Below are 16878 nucleotides of genomic sequence, written 5' to 3' on the forward strand. Positions count from 1 at the left end.
TTATTCCAGATTCATCCAGACAGCTTTCACCTGCGTATACAGTTCCAGTGCATAACCGCCCATTTCTCGTCCGAAACCGGATTGTTTGTAACCGCCAAACGGAACGGATGCGTCAAACGCGTTGTAGCAATTGACCCATACGGTCCCCGCTTGCAGCGCATGCGCCACCCGGTGCGCTTTTCTTACATCAGTCGTCCAGACACCAGCCGCCAAGCCGTACTCGCTGTCGTTCGCACGGCCAATCACATCCAAAATTTGCTCTTCATCATCAAATGGCAATGCGGCTACCACCGGTCCAAAAATCTCTTCTTTGGCAATCGTCATTTCATCATTTACATCCGCAAAGATGGTTGGCGGCACAAAGTAGCCGGGACCTTCCAACGGTTTGCCTCCGATCACCGGAGTGGCGCCTTCCTGACGGCCCAACTCAAGATAATTGGATACGCGGGCAAACTGTTCATCCGATACGAGAGGTCCAATTTGGGTGTTTTCGTCCAAACCAGGGCCCTGTTGAATTTTGGATGCGTAACTGGACATTTCCGACAACACATTGTCATATGCCTTTTTGTGTACAAACAACCGGGAACCGGCACAGCAAACCTGCCCCTGATTGAAGAAAATTCCTAACAGTGCACCGGGAATCGCTTTCGAGAAATCAGCATCCGGGAAGATAATATTCGGCGATTTCCCACCAAGTTCAAGCGAAACGCGTTTTAAATTTCCGGAGGCCTGCTGCATGATCAGTTTACCTACTTCTGTTGAACCGGTAAAAGCCACCTTCCGGACATGCGGATGCTGGGCAATTGCAGCACCGGCGGTTGAACCAAAACCGGATAAAATATTTACTGCGCCGTCCGGAAAACCGACCTCTTGAATCAATGCGGCTAAGTAAAGTGCAGTGAGCGGAGTTTGTTCGGCTGATTTTAAGACAACCGCGTTGCCTGTTGCCAATGCGGCCCCCAGCTTCCATACAGCCATCAGCAGCGGGAAATTCCACGGGATAATCTGACCCACTACACCTACAGGTTCGCGTCTGGTATAGGTCAACATATTGGGACTAACCGAATTGTCAATGACCTCCCCGTGGATTTTGGTTGCCCATCCGGCATAATAACGAAAATGGTCAATGGCCAGGGGAATGTCAGCATGCCGGGTTTCCCGTATCGGTTTACCGTTATCCAGCGTTTCCAGCTGTGCGAGAGCTTCTGCGTGCTGTTCCATCAAATCGGCAAGTTTCCAGATCAGACGGCCGCGTTCACTTGGAGACATTCTTGACCAAGGGCCTTCCAACGCCCGTTCTGCGGCTTCTACGGCCCGATCGACATCTGCTTTGTCTGCTTCATACACCTGTGTAATCACTTCGCCCGTAGCCGGGTTGACAGTGGAAAACGTTTTACCGGATTGAGATTCAACAAACTTGCCGTTGATGAATAACTTTTTCGGCCCTTCACTTAAAAAACTTTCGACTCGCGGATCCAGTTTGACTGTCGCAGATCTGGTTGACACGATTGACTCCTCCTTGGTTTACGAATATGGTGATTCACGCCGTTTTTTAATTGCAAACTTTGTGCCAACCGATCTGTAACGGATATGCGGCAGATTTGTTCAGTTGCCGCAAAACATCATGTTCCAATTTGGCGCAACTTTGTGTCGTTCTATGACACTGTGCGAATTTTTATTTGGGGGGAGTGCTGCAAAATGCCTGATTTGGCTCTTTTTCAGTCGCGTCAGCGGAGTATCCAGTTTGGTGTTGATTCCCATCGTGCAAGTTTGGCAATTTTGGAAGCGTCTGAATTCAAACGGCAACTGGAATGCAACAAACCGGTTCTGCAGGAGATCTATCCCGTTTTTGAACGGCTTGCCAGGTGGATTCGCTGCTCCCGGTCGATCGTGATCGCGGCGGACAGGACCGGTCATATTTTAGACAGCCAAGGTGATCCCGGTTTCCTGAAAGATGCAGAAAAAATTCATTTGAAAAAAGCAGCTTGTTGGAGTGAGGAGGTACGGGGCACCAATGCAATCGGTACGGCCATCGCAGAATTAAAAGCCGTTTCCGTGATCGGGGATGAACATTATTTATCGGACAATCATGTGCTGTGGTGTGCCGCATCCCCGATTTTTGACCCGCAGGGAAGATTGCTTGCCGTTCTTGATATAAGCGGTCACCGGGATGAATATCAGCCATTCTCATTGATGATGGTTGATACCTTGACCCGTCAAATTGAGGATCGCCTTTTATTGCAAAACTCTGATCACCAGCTGATTGTCTCCCTGGTCAATCAACATGGACAAACGAACTGCCCGCTGGTTGCAATGAATGAAGACGGATGCATTACAGGTTTGAATCGGGAAGCACGCTTTCTGTTCCGTATCGAACAATTGCCGAAAGACCCACCTCACATCTCCAAGTATTTATCTGACTACCAATCGCTTCTGATGAATTTAAAACAAAATCGGAAGCATCCGGTCCGTCTGACTGACACACGTGACCGTTTGACTGCTGCTGTTTTGGTCGACAGTCGAACAAACAAATGGTCCTTTAACCATCCTGTCCATTCCCAAACCAAACGTGTCCGTTCTGACTTATCGGCCCATTCTACCGTTTACTCATTCTCCGACATTTTTTGTGAGGATGTCTCGTTCAGTCGTATGCTGGAACTTGCAAAGCGTGCGGCACTTACCGATTATACGATCCTAATTCATGGGGAAAGTGGAACGGGCAAGGAAATGATCAGCCAAGCCATTCACAATGTCAGCCCTCGTTCCGACAAACCGTTTGTCGCGATTAATTGCGGTGCAGTACCAAAGCATCTGTTAGAAAGCGAACTTTTCGGGTATGAATCCGGAGCTTTTACTGGCGCAAAACAATCGGGCCAGATCGGAAAATTCGAATTGGCGGAGGGCGGTACTCTGTTTTTGGATGAAGTAGCTGAAATGCCGCTTGAAATGCAGGTCGTTCTGCTGCGGGTACTGCAGGAACGGACAGTCATGCGAATCGGCGGTACCCGTTTGATACCGATCGATGTTCGAATCATCGCGGCCACTCACAAAAACTTGTGGAACGAGGTACAGGAAGGCCGTTTTCGTGCCGATCTGTTTTACCGTTTACAAGGGATTCATCTTGAGATACCCCCGTTGCGTGAAAGAACGGATCGGCTGCCGTTTGCACTTTATTTGCTCAAACAAATCGAGTGCGAATTGTACAGCTCTCCCTTGTTATTGCATCCCGAGTCGCAAAAAATTATTACACAATACACATGGCCCGGAAATACACGGGAATTGGCGGCGGCTCTTCGACATGCCAGTTTTCTCGCTGCAGGGGAAACCATTTTACCCGAACATTTCCCTGCCTACATTCAATCTGACAAGCCAACTGTTCCCTCCTCTTTCTCTATGGGTGATGATACACTATCGTTAGATAAGATCGAGTACAGCGCAATCGTTAATGCGTTGGAAAAAACAAACGGAAATATTTCTCAGGCGGCAAAATTGTTAGGGATCGGACGCAATACTCTTTACCGTCGGCTCCGTTCCAAACAACCGAAGGAGTGAAATAAGCTGGATACCATGCACAGATTGTTTTTATGGGACATAGACGGCACGATTCTGCTTGCAAAGGGCAGCGGCAAACGGGCCATGAATCGTTCTTTTTGGGAGTTGTTTCATATACCCGACGCATTTGACAACATCCAGATGACGGGCGGTTTGGATATGAATTTTGTCCAGGCGGCTTTTGCCAACCATCAGATTCCGCTCGACCAGATAGCCCCTTTTTTCGAAGCGTATTATGGAAATTTGCAGCAGGAGTTAAACAACATGACGGTTACGCTGATGCCGGGCGTAATCGAACTGTTGGATAAAATTGAACAAACTGATTTTTGCTTTAATTCGATTGCGACCGGAAATATGGAGAGGTCCGCACGTATGAAATTAGAAGTATTCAATCTGAATCGGTATTTCCCTGTCGGCGGTTTTTGCCGATCCGCAGGAGAACGCTATGAAGTGCTGCTGGATGGGATTCGAAACGCAGAAAACTATTATCAAACGAATTTCACGACTGGCCAAGTAACCGTAATCGGCGACACGGTGGAAGACATTCGCGCAGCACGAAAAATCAACGCATCGGTAATTGCAGTTGCAACCGGGCCCACTTCTTATGAACAGTTGGCCTCTGAAAAACCGGATCTTTTATTGTTGAATTTACAGGACTACAACCATATTAAAATGAACTGATAGAGAAGCTCTTGCGCGTACTCCAGATCACCCAAATCAATCGTTTCTACAGGCGAATGTGTGTATCGACAGGGGACGGAAACCACTCCAGTGCGGATTCCCCGTTTCGTTCTTTGAATGGCTGCGGCATCGGTTCGTCCCGCTCGAGTAACGCCCACCTGAAAAGGGATTCTCCGGTTTTGGGCCACTTCCATCATGGTTGTACGAATCATGGAGTCTGACAGTATCCCGGCATCCATAATCTGGATCACCGGTCCAGCCCCAAGCCGGATTCTGTTGTCCATCATGTCTTCTGGAGTATCCGTAGCAACAGTAGTGTCAATCGACACGGCGACTGCGTCGGGCGGAAGATCATACGCTGCTACAGTGGCCCCCCGCAAACCAACCTCCTCCTGTACCGTGAACGCGATATACAGATCTCCATGTAAAGATACACCTTGCAGCCGCTCAAGAAGAGCCAGCAAAACCGCGCATCCCATGCGGTTATCCAGGCTTTTTCCCACGACGCGCCGGAATCCCATCGAATGTAATTCGCCCAGAAACACGCCGTGACTTCCTATGTCGATCCCCAAATTCCTGACTTCCTCTGCGGAACTTGCTCCCACATCGATATACAGATCCGCACAATCGATTGAGGGACGTTTTTTCAACAGCCTAACCAAATGGACGGGTACAGTACCGATGACCCCAAACTGGAATCCTCTCTCGGCAGTAATTCGAATCAGTCGGGCAGGTAAAATTTCGTCGTCTATTCCTCCCAATTTCTCAAATCGCAGGAACCCGTTAGCCTCAATTTTTTGCACGATAAAACCTATTTCATCCAGGTGCGCATTGAGCAACAACGAGCGTTTCGAAAGCTTTCCTCGTTTTACAGCTATCAAATTGCCTAACGAATCCCGTTTGACTTCATCAACAAGAGGTTTGATTTTTCGACTTACAAACTCCGCAATTGTATTTTCAAATCCAGATGGTCCCGACAAGTTAACAAGATCCCGAAGCAAATCCTCCACGGGCGGCCTCCCAATCAGTGAATTCATTTTTACTGTATTCGTATGAAAGGAAGTTAAAAAACGCATCACTTGTAATACGAATCTGAATGAATAGAGCTCTCCAATTCGGATACTTTAAACGTGTCCGATCAAAAAGAAAGGGTGAGACCAAATCTCAAATGGAATTATCCCCCCGCACCTATCGCTTGTTTGTCCGACCAAAATTATTCACAAGAATCTATATTCATAACATAGTCCAGCCTCACCTTAATTTTGGCAACAAAACGGTATTAGATTTTGGTTCCGGAATCGGCTCAAACTGTTCTATGTTCACGCCACACCACACGGACAAAACGACAATCAGCGCCAAACAGGCGCCTTTTTACATATCTACAATGTTGCAAAATATAGTTACTTAAAAAGTGATGCAATACTTTTTTTATCAAATTTGATTAAATTAATTCCAAAAAAAGGTGATCACCTTCCAACCGACGAATATTCGTGGTAGGAGGTGTTGCCTGCATGGCAATTGCAAAAAAATCAACCGCCAAAAAAGCCGTTACTGCCAAGAAAAATACATCAACGACGACAGTCGTGAAATTAAAACCGGCAACGAGCAAGAAGACGGCGGCCAAGAAAACGACAGCGACGAAAACTGCAGCAAAGAAAACAACTGCCGTAAAATCTACCACAGCGAAAAAAACAACAACAGCCAAGAAAGCAACTACAGTCAAAACCGCAGCCAAGAAAACTGCAACCGCAAAATCTACAGCAGTAAAGAAAGCAGCTCCCGCTAAGAAATCCACCACTACATCCACTACCGCAAAGAAAACTGCACCCGCCAAGAAAACAACCACTGCTAAAAAAACCAGCACCGCCAAGAAAACAACTGCGATTAAACCGGCCAGCAAACCAGCAGCCAAAAAATCAACTGCTGGAAAAACAGCCGCAAAAAAGACAACCGCCAAGAAAGCAGTCGCCGCAAAGAAAAAATAAATCTGGATTTTCGCCACCATCTGAACTGCCACCTTACCTCAGTTCAAATCGGGTGGTTTTTTCTTTTTGTTACCCGTTATACCCCGATTCTCGCAGCCATCCTAACAGCGTTTGCTCATCAGCAATCTGAACCCCCAACTCGCGGGCTTTATCCAACTTGGAACCGGCCTTTTCACCAGCGACCACAAAATCCGTATTTTTGGAAACGGAGCCGGTCACCTTGCCGCCAAACTGTTCGATCAAACGGCCCGCTTCTTTCCGGTCCATCGCCTCCAGCGTTCCGGTTAATACAAACGTCTTCCCGGCAAACGGCGAATTATCGGAAGCGGTTATGACAGGTCTGTGGTAGTTAAAATTGACCCCTGCACGACGCAACTTTTCAATCACTTCGAGGGTATCCTCCTGATTGAAAAACTGTTTGATCGAGTCCGCCATCTTTATTCCAATTTCGGGAACGGTCACCAGTTCCTCAATATCCGCCTGCATCAGACGATCTAGCGTACCAAAATGGCCCGCCAGCAGCTTGGCCGCTTTTTCTCCGACAAACCGAATACCCAAACCAAAGATCAGCCGTTCCACCGAATTTTCTTTCGAACGTGCAATGGACGCCAGAAGATTTTCGGCTGATTTTTGACCCATCCGTTCCAAGGGTAGCAGTTGATCCATCGTCAAATAATAAAGGTCGGACGGATCCTGCACCAATCCCTGTTCAAACAGTTGCGTCACAATCTGTTCACCCAAGCCGTCAATATTCATCGCATCGCGCGAAACAAAATGAATGATGCTTTCCCGGTTATGCGCCGGACACTGTGGGTTGATACAGCGCAGCGCCACTTCCCCTTGCAGACGAACCAGTTCGGCATCGCACTCCGGACAGTGAGTCGGCATTTGAAAAGGCCGTTCGGAACCATCCCGTTTTTCTGTCACCACACGGACAATTTCGGGGATGATGTCACCCGCTTTTTGCACGACGACCGTATCTCCAATTTGCACATCCAGTTCGCGAATTCGATCTTCATTATGCAAGGTGGCGCGGGATACCGTAGTGCCCGCCAGTCGTACCGGATCGAGAATCGCTGTTGGCGTAACCGCTCCGGTGCGTCCCACGCTGACAATAATATCACGCAATGTAGTCTCTGCCTGTTCAGCCGCAAATTTGTAGGCAATTGCCCAACGGGGGCTCTTTGCCGTCGTTCCCAGGCGCGGGTACAGATTGGATTGGTTGACTTTGATCACAATCCCGTCGATTTCATAAGGAAGGGCCGCACGTCTTTCACCCGTCCAGGAGTTCACAAATTCAATGACCGATTCGATATCGGGCAGAACCCGCGTTTCGTTGTTAACTTTAAAACCGAATTCAGACAGCAGCTCCAGTCCGGCCGCATGTGTAGGTATGTCAACACCTTCCACCCAGCCGATCGCATATGTGAAAATGGACAGGTTGCGCCTCGCCACAATTTTCGGATCCAGCTGCCGCAGCGAGCCGGCTGCCGCGTTTCTCGGATTGGCAAACAACGGTTCCGCTGCCGCCTCCCGCTCCCGATTAATTCGCTCAAACTCTTTTTTCGGAAGATAGGCTTCGCCCCGTACTTCGATGGAAATCGGCTGCGGCAATGTAAGCGGCAACGATTTTATAGTTTTCAGGTTGCTTGTGATATCTTCTCCGATTTCGCCGTCGCCTCGCGTGGCCCCGCGAACAAAGACGCCGTTTTCGTAAACCAGCGAGACCGCCAATCCGTCTATTTTCAACTCCGCCACATAATCGACCGACTCGTTCGGTACAATCGATTTTATCCGCCGGTCAAAATCCCTTAGGTCTTCCGCCTGAAACGCGTTTGCAAGCGACAACATCGGAACACGATGCGCCACTTTTTCAAAACCTTCCAGTACGCCGCCGCCTACTCGTTGCGTAGGCGAATCGACTGTTACCAGTTCGGGAAACTGTTCTTCAAGTGAAATCAGTTCCCGCATCAGTTGGTCATATTCCACATCGCTGACGGTCGGTTGGTCCAACACATAGTATTGGTAATCGTACGTTTTGATGATCGACCGCAATTCTTCCGCCCTCGCAGCCGCTTGTTCCTGTGTCATGCAAAATTCACCCTATTCTCTTAGCTTTGTAATCGGCGCAAATTTGGCCAACAGTTTACGGATGCCAGTCGGCGGGGCGAACTGAACGGTCAGCTCCAAATCTTCTCCCTCACCGGAGCTTTCCACGATGGTTCCCTGTCCCCACGTTTTGTGCATCACTTTTTCACCTGTCTGCCAGGAGACTGACAGGTCCGCACCGAACCCTTTTGGAATATGTGTGCCGATATTTCCATTGCGCGGTGTTCTTGTAACGTTTCCTGCCGTTCGGTTCGCATAGCCGCTTTCGTTCAACAGCTCTTCCGGTATCTCTTTCAAAAATCGGGATTCTGCATTCATCCTCGTCTGCCCGAACAATGTGCGGCTAAAACAGGTGGTCAGATACAATCTTTCCTCCGCTCTTGTGATTCCCACATAGCAGATACGCCGCTCCTCTTCCATTTCGTCCGGATCATCCAATGATCGCATATGAGGAAATACGCCTTCCTCCATGCCTGCCAGAAACACAACCGGAAACTCCAACCCTTTGGCGGAGTGCAACGTCATTAAAGTGACAGCGTCCGAATCGGCTTCCATCTGATCCACATCCGCCACCAATGCGACCTCCGACAGAAACGTGAGCAGACCTTCTCCCGGATACCGTTTTTCAAATTCCTGTGTAACAGACAGAAATTCGTTCAAGTTCTCCAGTCGGCTTTCCGCTTCGATCGTTTTTTCCGCCATCAACTCGGTCCGATAACCGCTCAGTTTGAGAACTTCTTCTGTCAGTTCCGTTACGGAAAGATATTGCTGCTGCGTGGATAAATTGCGGATCAACAAAACAAAATCTTTGATCGGTTTGACAAACCTTGCCGTCAACCCAATCTGTTCCACTTCCGCCATCGCGGCAAACAACGGGATTCCTTTGCTGTTTGCGTAGGCGCGGATCTTGTCCAAGGTTCCGTCACCGATTCCCCGTTTCGGAACATTGAGAATGCGGGACAACGAAATGTCGTCGTTCCAGTTTGCAACGAGCCGCAGATACGCCAGCACATCTTTAATTTCCTTCCGTTCATAGAAACGTATGCCGCCAACAATCGTGTACGCGATCGACGATTTGAGCAATACATCCTCAATGACCCGGGATTGTGCGTTCGTCCGATACAGCACGGCACAATCACGGTATGAAAAACCGTCGTCCAATGCTCTTTGAATCTGCTCCACGATAAAATACGCTTCTTCATGCTCATTCATCGCCCGGTGCAGTTCGATCAGCGGCCCCTCCGGCTTGTCCGACCACAAATTCTTCTCCTTGCGCTGCGTATTGTTTTCAATCACCGCATTGGCCGCCGCCAAAATCCGCTTGGTGGAGCGATAATTCTGTTCCAGTTTGATAACCGACGCATCCGGATAATCCTTCTCAAAGTTCAGTATGTTCCAGATATCCGCCCCGCGCCATCCGTAAATCGATTGGTCCGAATCGCCGACCACACACAGATTGCGGTGTTTTTCGGACAGCAGCTTGACCAGTTTGTACTGCGCATGGTTCGTATCCTGATACTCGTCCACATGAATATATAAAAATTTGTCCTGATACCGTTCCAAAACATCCCGGTTGTTCTCGAACAGTTCAACCGTTTTCATAATCAGGTCGTCAAAATCGAGCGAGTTGTTGGCAAACAGCCGTTTCTGGTACAACTCGTAGACCTGCGCCGCCACCTGCTGAAAAAAGTCTTTCGCTTCCCGGGCATAAGCCGAAGGTCCTTTCAATTGATTTTTGGCACTCGAAATATGGCTTAACATCGCCCTCGGTTCAAACTTTTTCTGATCGTAATTCAACTCGTTCAAACATTGTTTGATCGCGGTCAGCTGGTCAGCCGTATCAAGAATGGTGAAGCTGGATGCGTACCCGATCTTTTCAATGTCACGCCGCAAAATCCGCACACACATCGAATGAAACGTGGATACCCACATATCGGCCACAATTGGCCCCACCCATTTTTCAACCCGTTCTTTCATTTCGCGTGCCGCTTTATTGGTAAACGTAATCGCCAAAATCGACCAGGGCGCCACCCGATGCTGGTGAATCAAGTACGCAATCCGTCTCGTCAGCGTGCTTGTCTTACCGGACCCGGCGCCGGCCATAATCAACAACGGTCCGTCACGATGCAGCACCGCTTCTTTTTGCTGCGGATTCAATCCTTCCAAAACAGAATCCGCGTTGCCGATTGAAATCATATTTTCACCGCCTGCATTTTACAAACATACGTTCTGATTTCATTGTACCATACTTTACTTCCCACGGTTATCTGCCATCCGAACCATCATCAATTCGGCCGCATAATTTCCTACCCGAGCATACCATTTTTTTAATAGGGCAGGTGAAATCGTATCGATGTCACGCGGCATCGACATATGAAACTGGACTAATGTCGCTACTTCCAATGCAAACTCCATTGAATACCCTAATCGGGGGAGGATCGACAACGCCAACTGCGCCCCCACGTTTTCATGATCGTAAAAATGTCCTCGCAAATCGGTGCGAATATATTCTTTCGGCACCTGCACGCCCTGCACCAGATAGGTGTCACCCGAATCGAGGCCGTCCCGGATGCGTTCCCCGTTCTCAATCACCACACGGTCTTTTTTTGAAAAACGGCCGAACGGTTCGACGAACATGCCAATAAACTGTTTAATTCCCGGGTATCCTTTGCCGATATCGTGCAGCAGCAAAGTCCAAACCATCTTTAGATCCGTGCCCCCGACAAACGAAGCAGCCTTCACAATATGATCAAACACTTGGTACGAGTGGTGCGGCGTATGTTGATTCAACCCGATCGTTCTTTTATACTCAGGAATCCAGCGAAGCAGCCTGCCGTCTTTTTGCAGTTGGCGCATTGTACTGGATGGTTCTTCGATTAATTGCGCTTCCTGCTGACGAAAAAAATCGGCCGCTTCTTCATCGATTGACACATTCTGCTTGACTGTAATCCGATCAATCGGTTCCGCGTAGGTGGGTATCTGCAGATGTCTGTTTACGTGCGCATTCGAAAACCATACTTCCGTTGCCGCTTTATGCTCAATCGCCTGCTGCAAAAAAAGGCTGCGCTGTTTGGGAGTCCGCAACGACGCGTGAACCACCGCCTGGCCGCCAGACGACAATTGTTCGTTGACCCGATCGAGCGTCTGCGGCTCATAAAGGCTTTCCTGCAGAAGTATCGTTCCCGGTTGATTCACGAGTTTTTGCAGGCAATCCGAATCAAAATGACCAATTAACAGTAGAAGTTTCGACATCAGATCACCCTCTGCGCTTCAGACTCGTTCTTTTATCAACAGTTTGCACAAAACGGACAAGATTCTCAACTCGTGGCATCCAGTAAAAAATGGTATACTAATTACCTGACCGGCCCTATAGAATGTCCAAACAGCCGCGCGCATAGACTTAATCGATCGGGTCAACCTAAACTCATAAGGAGTGGTGGAAACTCAATGAATATTATCATGGCACTGCTGGCCCTTGGCATCCTCATATTCATCCATGAATTGGGGCATTATTGGGCTGCCCGTGCAACCGGCGTCAGAGTGGAAGAATTTGCGATCGGTTTTGGGCCTCCCCTCGTTCGATATAGAAAAAACAATATTTTATATCGGCTCAATTTGCTTCCGCTTGGCGGGTATGTGAAAATGTTGGGCGAAGACAACCCGGAAGCTGCTGAAGCGCCCGACAATTTTAACAACAGACCCTTGCTCGCCCGTATGCTGGTGATTTTGGCCGGCGTCATCATGAACTTTATTGGCGCGATCGTCATTTTAACGGTGATGTTTAACCTCTACGGGGCGCCTACCGACAAAGTAAACACACATGCATTCGGAGTAGTGCCCGGTTCCCCTGCACAGGTGGCCGGTATACAGGCAAACGATATTTTAAAAAGGATCAACGGAGTTCCGATTGATTCTCCGCAAGTGTTTATCCAACAGGTGCAGGCAAACAACGGAAAACCGGTTACTCTTGAAATACTTCGCGACAAACAAATGGTAACCCTGCAAGTGACACCTGTAAATGGAAAAGTGGGGATTGAAATTGGAACCAGTCCGGTCTATCAGTCCTACGGCAGTTTTGCTGCCAATACATCGGCAGCAATCCGCCAAACTGGCGAATTGGCAAGGTTAGTGGTCAGCGGACTTGGGCAGTTAGTGACAGGGCAGTTTGCATTCAAAGATTTGACAGGCCCTGTAGGAATCATCGAAGTGACAGGGCAGGCCTCGCAACTCGGCGTTCCGTCTTACTTGCATATCATGGCGCTCCTGTCGGTCAACTTAGGTGTCTTAAACCTCGTGCCGATTCCCGGCCTTGACGGTGGCCGCTTCCTCTTTTTGCTGATTGAAGCGATCCGCCGGGGGAAACGGCTTTCGCTGGAACGGGAGGCATCTATCAACCTGATCGGAATTCTGTTTTTATTGGGGTTGATGGTGATCGTGACGTTCCAGGACGTATTCAAACTGATTGCCCGTTGAAAAAACTTCGACCCAATGCATGTTAACAAAACGTTCACAAATCGGCCGCGAAAAAAGCATGTAGACCGATTGCATTCGTCACAGCCAGATTATATAATCTGGTCATATCGAAATAATATTTCTACATAACGGTCCATGACGAACTTAAAAGTCGTTGTGGGCCGTTCTATTTTGTCCGTTTCTTGTTTATGCTGTGTACCGCCGCAGCTGTTTCCTCAACCACAGCAATCCCTTTTTCATACAATGCATTCCCAACCACGATCGTATCTGCAATGGAAGCCATCTCAACCGCCTTGTCAGCCGAATCGATTCCTCCCCCGTACACAAGATGTGCATTTGTCTTATCCCGCACGGCTTGTACCCATTGCGGATTTCCATAGCTGCCGCTGTATTCCAGGTAAATCAAATCCATCCCGAAAATCCGTTCCGCCGTTTGCGCATAAGCGACCGTCCCCCGCGCGTGGTTTGGAACCTTCGCCCCGGTTAATTTCGCAACCGCTGAGTTTTCATTCAGAATCACATACCCTTCCACTACAAGCTTCTCCCAGGGTATCAGTTCACCAAATTGTTCAATTGCCGCCTTCTGATGTCCGATGATCCAATTTACATGCCCCGTGTTTAAAACGACCGGAATCGCATATCCATCGCTTTCCGGAAGAATCGCTGACAATTCGGATATTTCCTGCCATAGAGGCAAGTGAGGAATGAACCGCTGCAATCTCGCGAACAGATCAAACGTCTTTTGATACGTGATCCCCTGCGTTCCTCCTATCAGAATCGCATCGGTTCCGCTATCGCCAAGACGGATCAAATCCTTATCCTGAATTGGACGATCAGGGTCGAGCTTTACTATGTGCCGCCAACTTTTCCAGGGATGCTGCAGGCAACTCATTTTTGTATACGATCCAAAATCAGATTGTATCCGTCCGTACCATAATGGAGGCACCGTTTCACCCGACTGATTGTGGCTGTGCTGGCTCCCGTCTCCGACTCAATCTGATTGTAGGTATAGCCGCTTCGCAACATACGGGCCACCTCCAATCGCTGTGCAAGAGATTGAATCTCGTTGACCGTTGCCAAGTCATCAAAAAACTGAAAACATTCTTCAACCGTTTGAAGAGCTAGAATCGCTTCAAAAAGTTGCGTGAGACTCCGGTTCTCCCGCAGTTTATCAAGCTGCATCCGACTTCCTCCCCGACTTTTGGACTTGAACGCTTTACCATTTTACCATGACAGAGAACATAACGAAATAACTGTGAAATTTGTAAAAGAGACGACAATGAACGCTTGCAGAAGAAACTAGGCGACCGCTCCCCATTATAGATCTTCCTCAAGGGTTTTAAGTTGGAATAGACTTATGGGGTTCAGATTTGACTACAATTAGTAGCATTACTGGTGTAAAACCGTTTTCAAATTAAGAGTATAGGATATTGCTGATGTTCATTATCATAGCTTTATTTCATTTTTAGTGGAAAAAGGCTGCAGACAATGAAGGTACAAATCTTGAACATGCCTTGTAGGGAGAGAGGATTCATGTATCGCCATTAATAAGTTAGAAATCAGATTCACAGTTTGTTGAGATCTCCGTTAGCATCCCTAAAACAGTGTGTGTGATGTGCTTAAGAAAATAAAAAAGCAGCATACGGAAAATAAATTGAAATTCGGGCAATACTATAGGGATGAGGGATTGGAATTTTCTCAAGAAGATGGGCACTCATCGGTATTCAACAAATTGGACATACAGCCACGTGCGCTTCCCAACATGCAGGCGGAAACCGTTCAGAAGCTGGAAGAGAAGTTGCGGAATAAACTCCGTTCGCATGTTAGCCAAATGTTATCATCATGATAGATTCGCTGGCAAAAACCATTGTAGCTAAAGGTATCTTCTCCCTCTTAAATCCATACTATGTATAGGATTGAAATGGGGGATCGCTTTGATCGAAAAATGGAAGAACTTCCTGAACGGAAGTTTACAGGTTGGTTTGCTGGTTGCTGCTGTTGTAATCGTGCATCTGGTGGTCTGGCTATCTGTTTTGTCCTACTTCTACAATATGTATTTGATTTTGTTTCTGTTTCTTTTTATCCCCATTTGGCTCTTCTGCGTGGGATTGTCTTTCCGCAAACAGTGGGGTCAAGGCTCACTGTTAATCGGCAGTTTTTTCGCTGTCTTTTTCTTATCTGTCGCGTTTTTGCCATCCGAGAATACGACTTCTTATCATATCGAAAACGTGCTGATCATGGCCGTTTTAGGAAGCCTTTCGTCGATGTTTGGAAGCGTCATCGGTAAACTGATCGATGCCTGGCGGTCAGGAGTCAAAAAAAGAAGAGAGAGGCGCAGCACCCCTCCGTCACCCACCTCTCTTCGCATGTAAAAAATCACCTTTTTTGATTAGATCATCACTTTTCGGTCGCGCAAATTCTCCAACATGGCACGATTCATTTTTTCCAGACATTCCATGGCATCTCGGAACATTCCCTGTTTCTTGTAGATGTCACCATACACGGCATATACTTTAACCTTGTCGGCAGCCGTACCTTCCCGCTCTATAATGTCTGCCGATTTCCGGATCCATTCCAGCGCACTGTCGTATTTTTCCCTTTCCAAATCAATGGTCGCCAAAATACAATAGATTTTTGCGTTTTCCAGATCCTCTTTATCATTCAGTTGCAATGCTCTTTGACAATGAAGAATCGCTTTGTCGAACTCTCCGTTTTGAAACAGCACATTGGCTAATGCCGTGTGAATTTCACCTGATTGGTGGGGAAATTCATAATTTTCATTGAGGCTCATGCTTCGTTCAAGTTTGGCAACCGCCTGGTCCGTGTCACCCGTTTCCCCTAGCGCGACTCCGTAGCGAGTCTCTGTATCAATAATGGTTTCCAGCAATTGGGCCGCTTGATATAACGAGGCCGCAAATTGGGCAAATTGGGTCGATTGCTCAAAACTTCCGCGCACGCGGTATGCAGTCGCCAAGTCACTGTACACATTCGCAATTTGTGGGATGTTATGACGTTCCTGCAGAAGTTTCGATGCTTCTGCAAAATATTCCTTCGCCTGATCCCATTCCGCCAGCTTGCTGTGGACCGTCCCTAACTGGCGAGCTATTTCACTTAACAAAAACGGATCGGTAGGCATTTCTTTTTTCGCCAAGTCATATCCTTTTTTCCAGTAATGAATGGCAATCGGGTAGTTTTCCTGTTGGGCGGCCAGTTTCCCTAACTGATTCATGACCCTGATTTTTTGCAAATTGTCTTTTTCACTAATCGCCGTGTCCAGCGTTTTTTCAAAAATCTCTTCGGCTCGCTGCGTTCGCCCAATATGCATATAGCAGTACGCGAGATCAAACATCACTTGTCCCATACTGATCTGGGCCGAGGGAGCATCCTGCATTTTTTCAAAAGTGGCAATCGCTTCCTTAAAATCTCCTTTGTACATCAACGTTTGCGCAATACGATAATCATTTAGCTTTTCTAATTGCGTTTCGACATCCGTAATGAAATATTCAACCGGTGTCTCCAGTTTCTCTGCAATTTGCAAAAGCAATTGATGCGAAGGATTCGCTTTATCTGATTCGATTTGACTGATCATACTGGGTGTTACCAAACCGTCGCTCAATTCACTTTGTGTTAGGCCCTTTCGCAGGCGTAATTCCCGAATTTTTTGACCCAAAGATAACTTCATGTTTTCTAACCCCCGTTCATATCTCAAGTATCATTATAGAGGACACCATTATGATGTCAAACAAATATTAAAATTTTCTAAATTTGCGTCAAAACTCGACATAAAATTTATTTAATTCGACAATTCGTTAGTAAACAAAAACCCCTCTTCCGAAGAAGAGGGACCTCTTTTTATTGACCGGGAACCAATTGACTTTGCAAATCTTTGTATTTGGTATCCACAATTTTCACGTTAAACTCTTTACGGAGTTGAGGAAGTAACTGTTCCGGCGGGATCGCTTTTTGATTTTTAAGGGTTTGTTCCACTTGCGGACGCGCTTCCTCCAAAGTTAATTGTTTTGCCGGTTTCTTGTCTGTTACTTGAATGACATGATAACCGAAATTTGTTTTGACGGGG

15 protein-coding genes (1 of these 15 cut by a window edge) are annotated in these 16878 nt (G+C 47.5%); 6 read left to right on the forward strand and 9 right to left on the reverse strand.

Going from position 1 to position 16878, the window contains the following annotated elements; translation table 11 throughout:
• The gene (locus skT53_RS10815) at positions 1–1506 is read right to left on the reverse strand and encodes an aldehyde dehydrogenase family protein (protein WP_200756800.1); all 1506 of its coding nucleotides are present in this window, start codon (positions 1504–1506) and stop codon (positions 1–3) included.
• A 192-nt stretch (positions 1507–1698) separates the two neighbouring features.
• Between skT53_RS10815 and skT53_RS10820 the strand changes: the two genes are divergently transcribed.
• Together skT53_RS10820 and skT53_RS10825 are read left to right on the forward strand one after the other, a co-directional pair.
• Positions 1699–3552, forward strand: coding sequence for a sigma-54-dependent Fis family transcriptional regulator (locus skT53_RS10820; RefSeq protein ID WP_200756802.1), 1854 nt, complete (start codon positions 1699–1701; stop codon positions 3550–3552).
• A gap of 15 nt (positions 3553–3567) precedes the next feature.
• Positions 3568–4233 (forward strand): HAD hydrolase-like protein, encoded by a 666-nt coding sequence (locus tag skT53_RS10825; RefSeq protein ID WP_200756804.1) that lies wholly within the window; start codon positions 3568–3570, stop codon positions 4231–4233.
• On the opposite strand, the gene skT53_RS10830 is transcribed toward skT53_RS10825, so the two are convergent.
• The gene (locus skT53_RS10830; RefSeq protein ID WP_200756806.1) at positions 4209–5243 is read right to left on the reverse strand and encodes a M42 family metallopeptidase; all 1035 of its coding nucleotides are present in this window, start codon (positions 5241–5243) and stop codon (positions 4209–4211) included. The genes skT53_RS10825 and skT53_RS10830 overlap by 25 nt on opposite strands.
• Positions 5244–5744: 501 nt before the next feature.
• Between skT53_RS10830 and skT53_RS10835 the strand changes: the two genes are divergently transcribed.
• A complete protein-coding gene (locus skT53_RS10835; protein WP_200756809.1) occupies positions 5745–6218 on the forward strand; it encodes a hypothetical protein in 474 nt (157 codons plus the stop codon).
• Positions 6219–6287: 69 nt separating this feature from the next.
• On the opposite strand, the gene ligA is transcribed toward skT53_RS10835, so the two are convergent.
• The 3 genes from ligA to skT53_RS19205 are packed head-to-tail and all read right to left on the reverse strand — an operon-like array spanning position 6288 to position 10778.
• Positions 6288–8309 (reverse strand): NAD-dependent DNA ligase LigA, encoded by a 2022-nt coding sequence (gene ligA / locus skT53_RS10840; protein WP_200756811.1) that lies wholly within the window; start codon positions 8307–8309, stop codon positions 6288–6290.
• Positions 8310–8321: 12 nt separating this feature from the next.
• A complete protein-coding gene (gene pcrA, locus skT53_RS10845; protein ID WP_200756813.1) occupies positions 8322–10523 on the reverse strand; it encodes a DNA helicase PcrA in 2202 nt (733 codons plus the stop codon).
• Positions 10524–10577: 54 nt separating this feature from the next.
• Positions 10578–10778 (reverse strand): hypothetical protein, encoded by a 201-nt coding sequence (locus skT53_RS19205; protein WP_404828854.1) that lies wholly within the window; start codon positions 10776–10778, stop codon positions 10578–10580.
• 534 nt (positions 10779–11312) lie between these two features.
• Here skT53_RS19205 and skT53_RS19210 point away from each other — a divergent pair.
• A complete protein-coding gene (locus skT53_RS19210) occupies positions 11313–11561 on the forward strand; it encodes a hypothetical protein (RefSeq protein ID WP_404828855.1) in 249 nt (82 codons plus the stop codon).
• Between the two features lie 213 nt (positions 11562–11774).
• Positions 11775–12800 carry an RIP metalloprotease RseP gene (rseP, locus tag skT53_RS10855; RefSeq protein WP_200756817.1) on the forward strand — a complete coding sequence of 342 codons (1026 nt, stop codon included), beginning with the start codon at positions 11775–11777 and terminating at the stop codon, positions 12798–12800.
• 166 nt (positions 12801–12966) lie between these two features.
• Here rseP and skT53_RS10860 read toward each other — a convergent pair whose 3' ends face one another.
• Positions 12967–13692: a geranylgeranylglyceryl/heptaprenylglyceryl phosphate synthase gene (locus tag skT53_RS10860; RefSeq protein ID WP_200756819.1), complete on the reverse strand. Its 726-nt coding sequence runs from the start codon at positions 13690–13692 to the stop codon at positions 12967–12969.
• The gene (locus tag skT53_RS10865; RefSeq protein ID WP_200756821.1) at positions 13689–13982 is read right to left on the reverse strand and encodes a YerC/YecD family TrpR-related protein; all 294 of its coding nucleotides are present in this window, start codon (positions 13980–13982) and stop codon (positions 13689–13691) included. The genes skT53_RS10860 and skT53_RS10865 overlap by 4 nt, the downstream gene beginning before the upstream one ends.
• 752 nt (positions 13983–14734) lie before the next feature.
• On the opposite strand from skT53_RS10865, the gene skT53_RS10870 reads away from it, so the two are divergent.
• Complete coding sequence (locus tag skT53_RS10870) at positions 14735–15172, forward strand: hypothetical protein (protein ID WP_200756823.1); 438 nt, start codon at positions 14735–14737, stop codon at positions 15170–15172.
• 17 nt (positions 15173–15189) lie between these two features.
• Here the strand turns inward: skT53_RS10870 and skT53_RS10875 are convergent, their stop codons facing one another.
• Both skT53_RS10875 and skT53_RS10880 read right to left on the reverse strand, forming a co-directional pair.
• A complete protein-coding gene (locus tag skT53_RS10875; RefSeq protein ID WP_200756825.1) occupies positions 15190–16482 on the reverse strand; it encodes a tetratricopeptide repeat protein in 1293 nt (430 codons plus the stop codon).
• 170 nt (positions 16483–16652) lie between these two features.
• Positions 16653–16878 carry the 3' portion of a peptidylprolyl isomerase gene (locus skT53_RS10880; RefSeq protein ID WP_200756828.1) on the reverse strand. Its footprint extends 683 nt past the window's final position, so 226 of the gene's 909 nt are visible here — the last part of the coding sequence; its start codon lies off the right edge, out of view; its stop codon occupies positions 16653–16655.

Origin of the sequence: Effusibacillus dendaii, assembly GCF_015097055.1 — a bacterium.
Lineage (GTDB): Bacteria > Bacillota > Bacilli > Tumebacillales > Effusibacillaceae > Effusibacillus > Effusibacillus dendaii.

Excerpts from the sequence above, each read along its gene's own strand:
- skT53_RS10820 (WP_200756802.1), top strand. The coding sequence starts at position 1,699 with ATGCCTGATTTGGCTCTTTTTCAGTCGCGTCAGCGGAGTATCCAGTTT.
- skT53_RS10825 (WP_200756804.1), top strand. The coding sequence starts at position 3,568 with ATGCACAGATTGTTTTTATGGGACATAGACGGCACGATTCTGCTTGCA.
- skT53_RS10835 (WP_200756809.1), top strand. The coding sequence starts at position 5,745 with ATGGCAATTGCAAAAAAATCAACCGCCAAAAAAGCCGTTACTGCCAAG.
- ligA (WP_200756811.1), bottom strand. The coding sequence starts at position 8,309 with ATGACACAGGAACAAGCGGCTGCGAGGGCGGAAGAATTGCGGTCGATC.
- pcrA (WP_200756813.1), bottom strand. The coding sequence starts at position 10,523 with ATGATTTCAATCGGCAACGCGGATTCTGTTTTGGAAGGATTGAATCCG.
- skT53_RS19210 (WP_404828855.1), top strand. The coding sequence starts at position 11,313 with ATGTCTGTTTACGTGCGCATTCGAAAACCATACTTCCGTTGCCGCTTT.
- rseP (WP_200756817.1), top strand. The coding sequence starts at position 11,775 with ATGAATATTATCATGGCACTGCTGGCCCTTGGCATCCTCATATTCATC.
- skT53_RS10860 (WP_200756819.1), bottom strand. The coding sequence starts at position 13,692 with ATGAGTTGCCTGCAGCATCCCTGGAAAAGTTGGCGGCACATAGTAAAG.
- skT53_RS10865 (WP_200756821.1), bottom strand. The coding sequence starts at position 13,982 with ATGCAGCTTGATAAACTGCGGGAGAACCGGAGTCTCACGCAACTTTTT.
- skT53_RS10875 (WP_200756825.1), bottom strand. The coding sequence starts at position 16,482 with ATGAAGTTATCTTTGGGTCAAAAAATTCGGGAATTACGCCTGCGAAAG.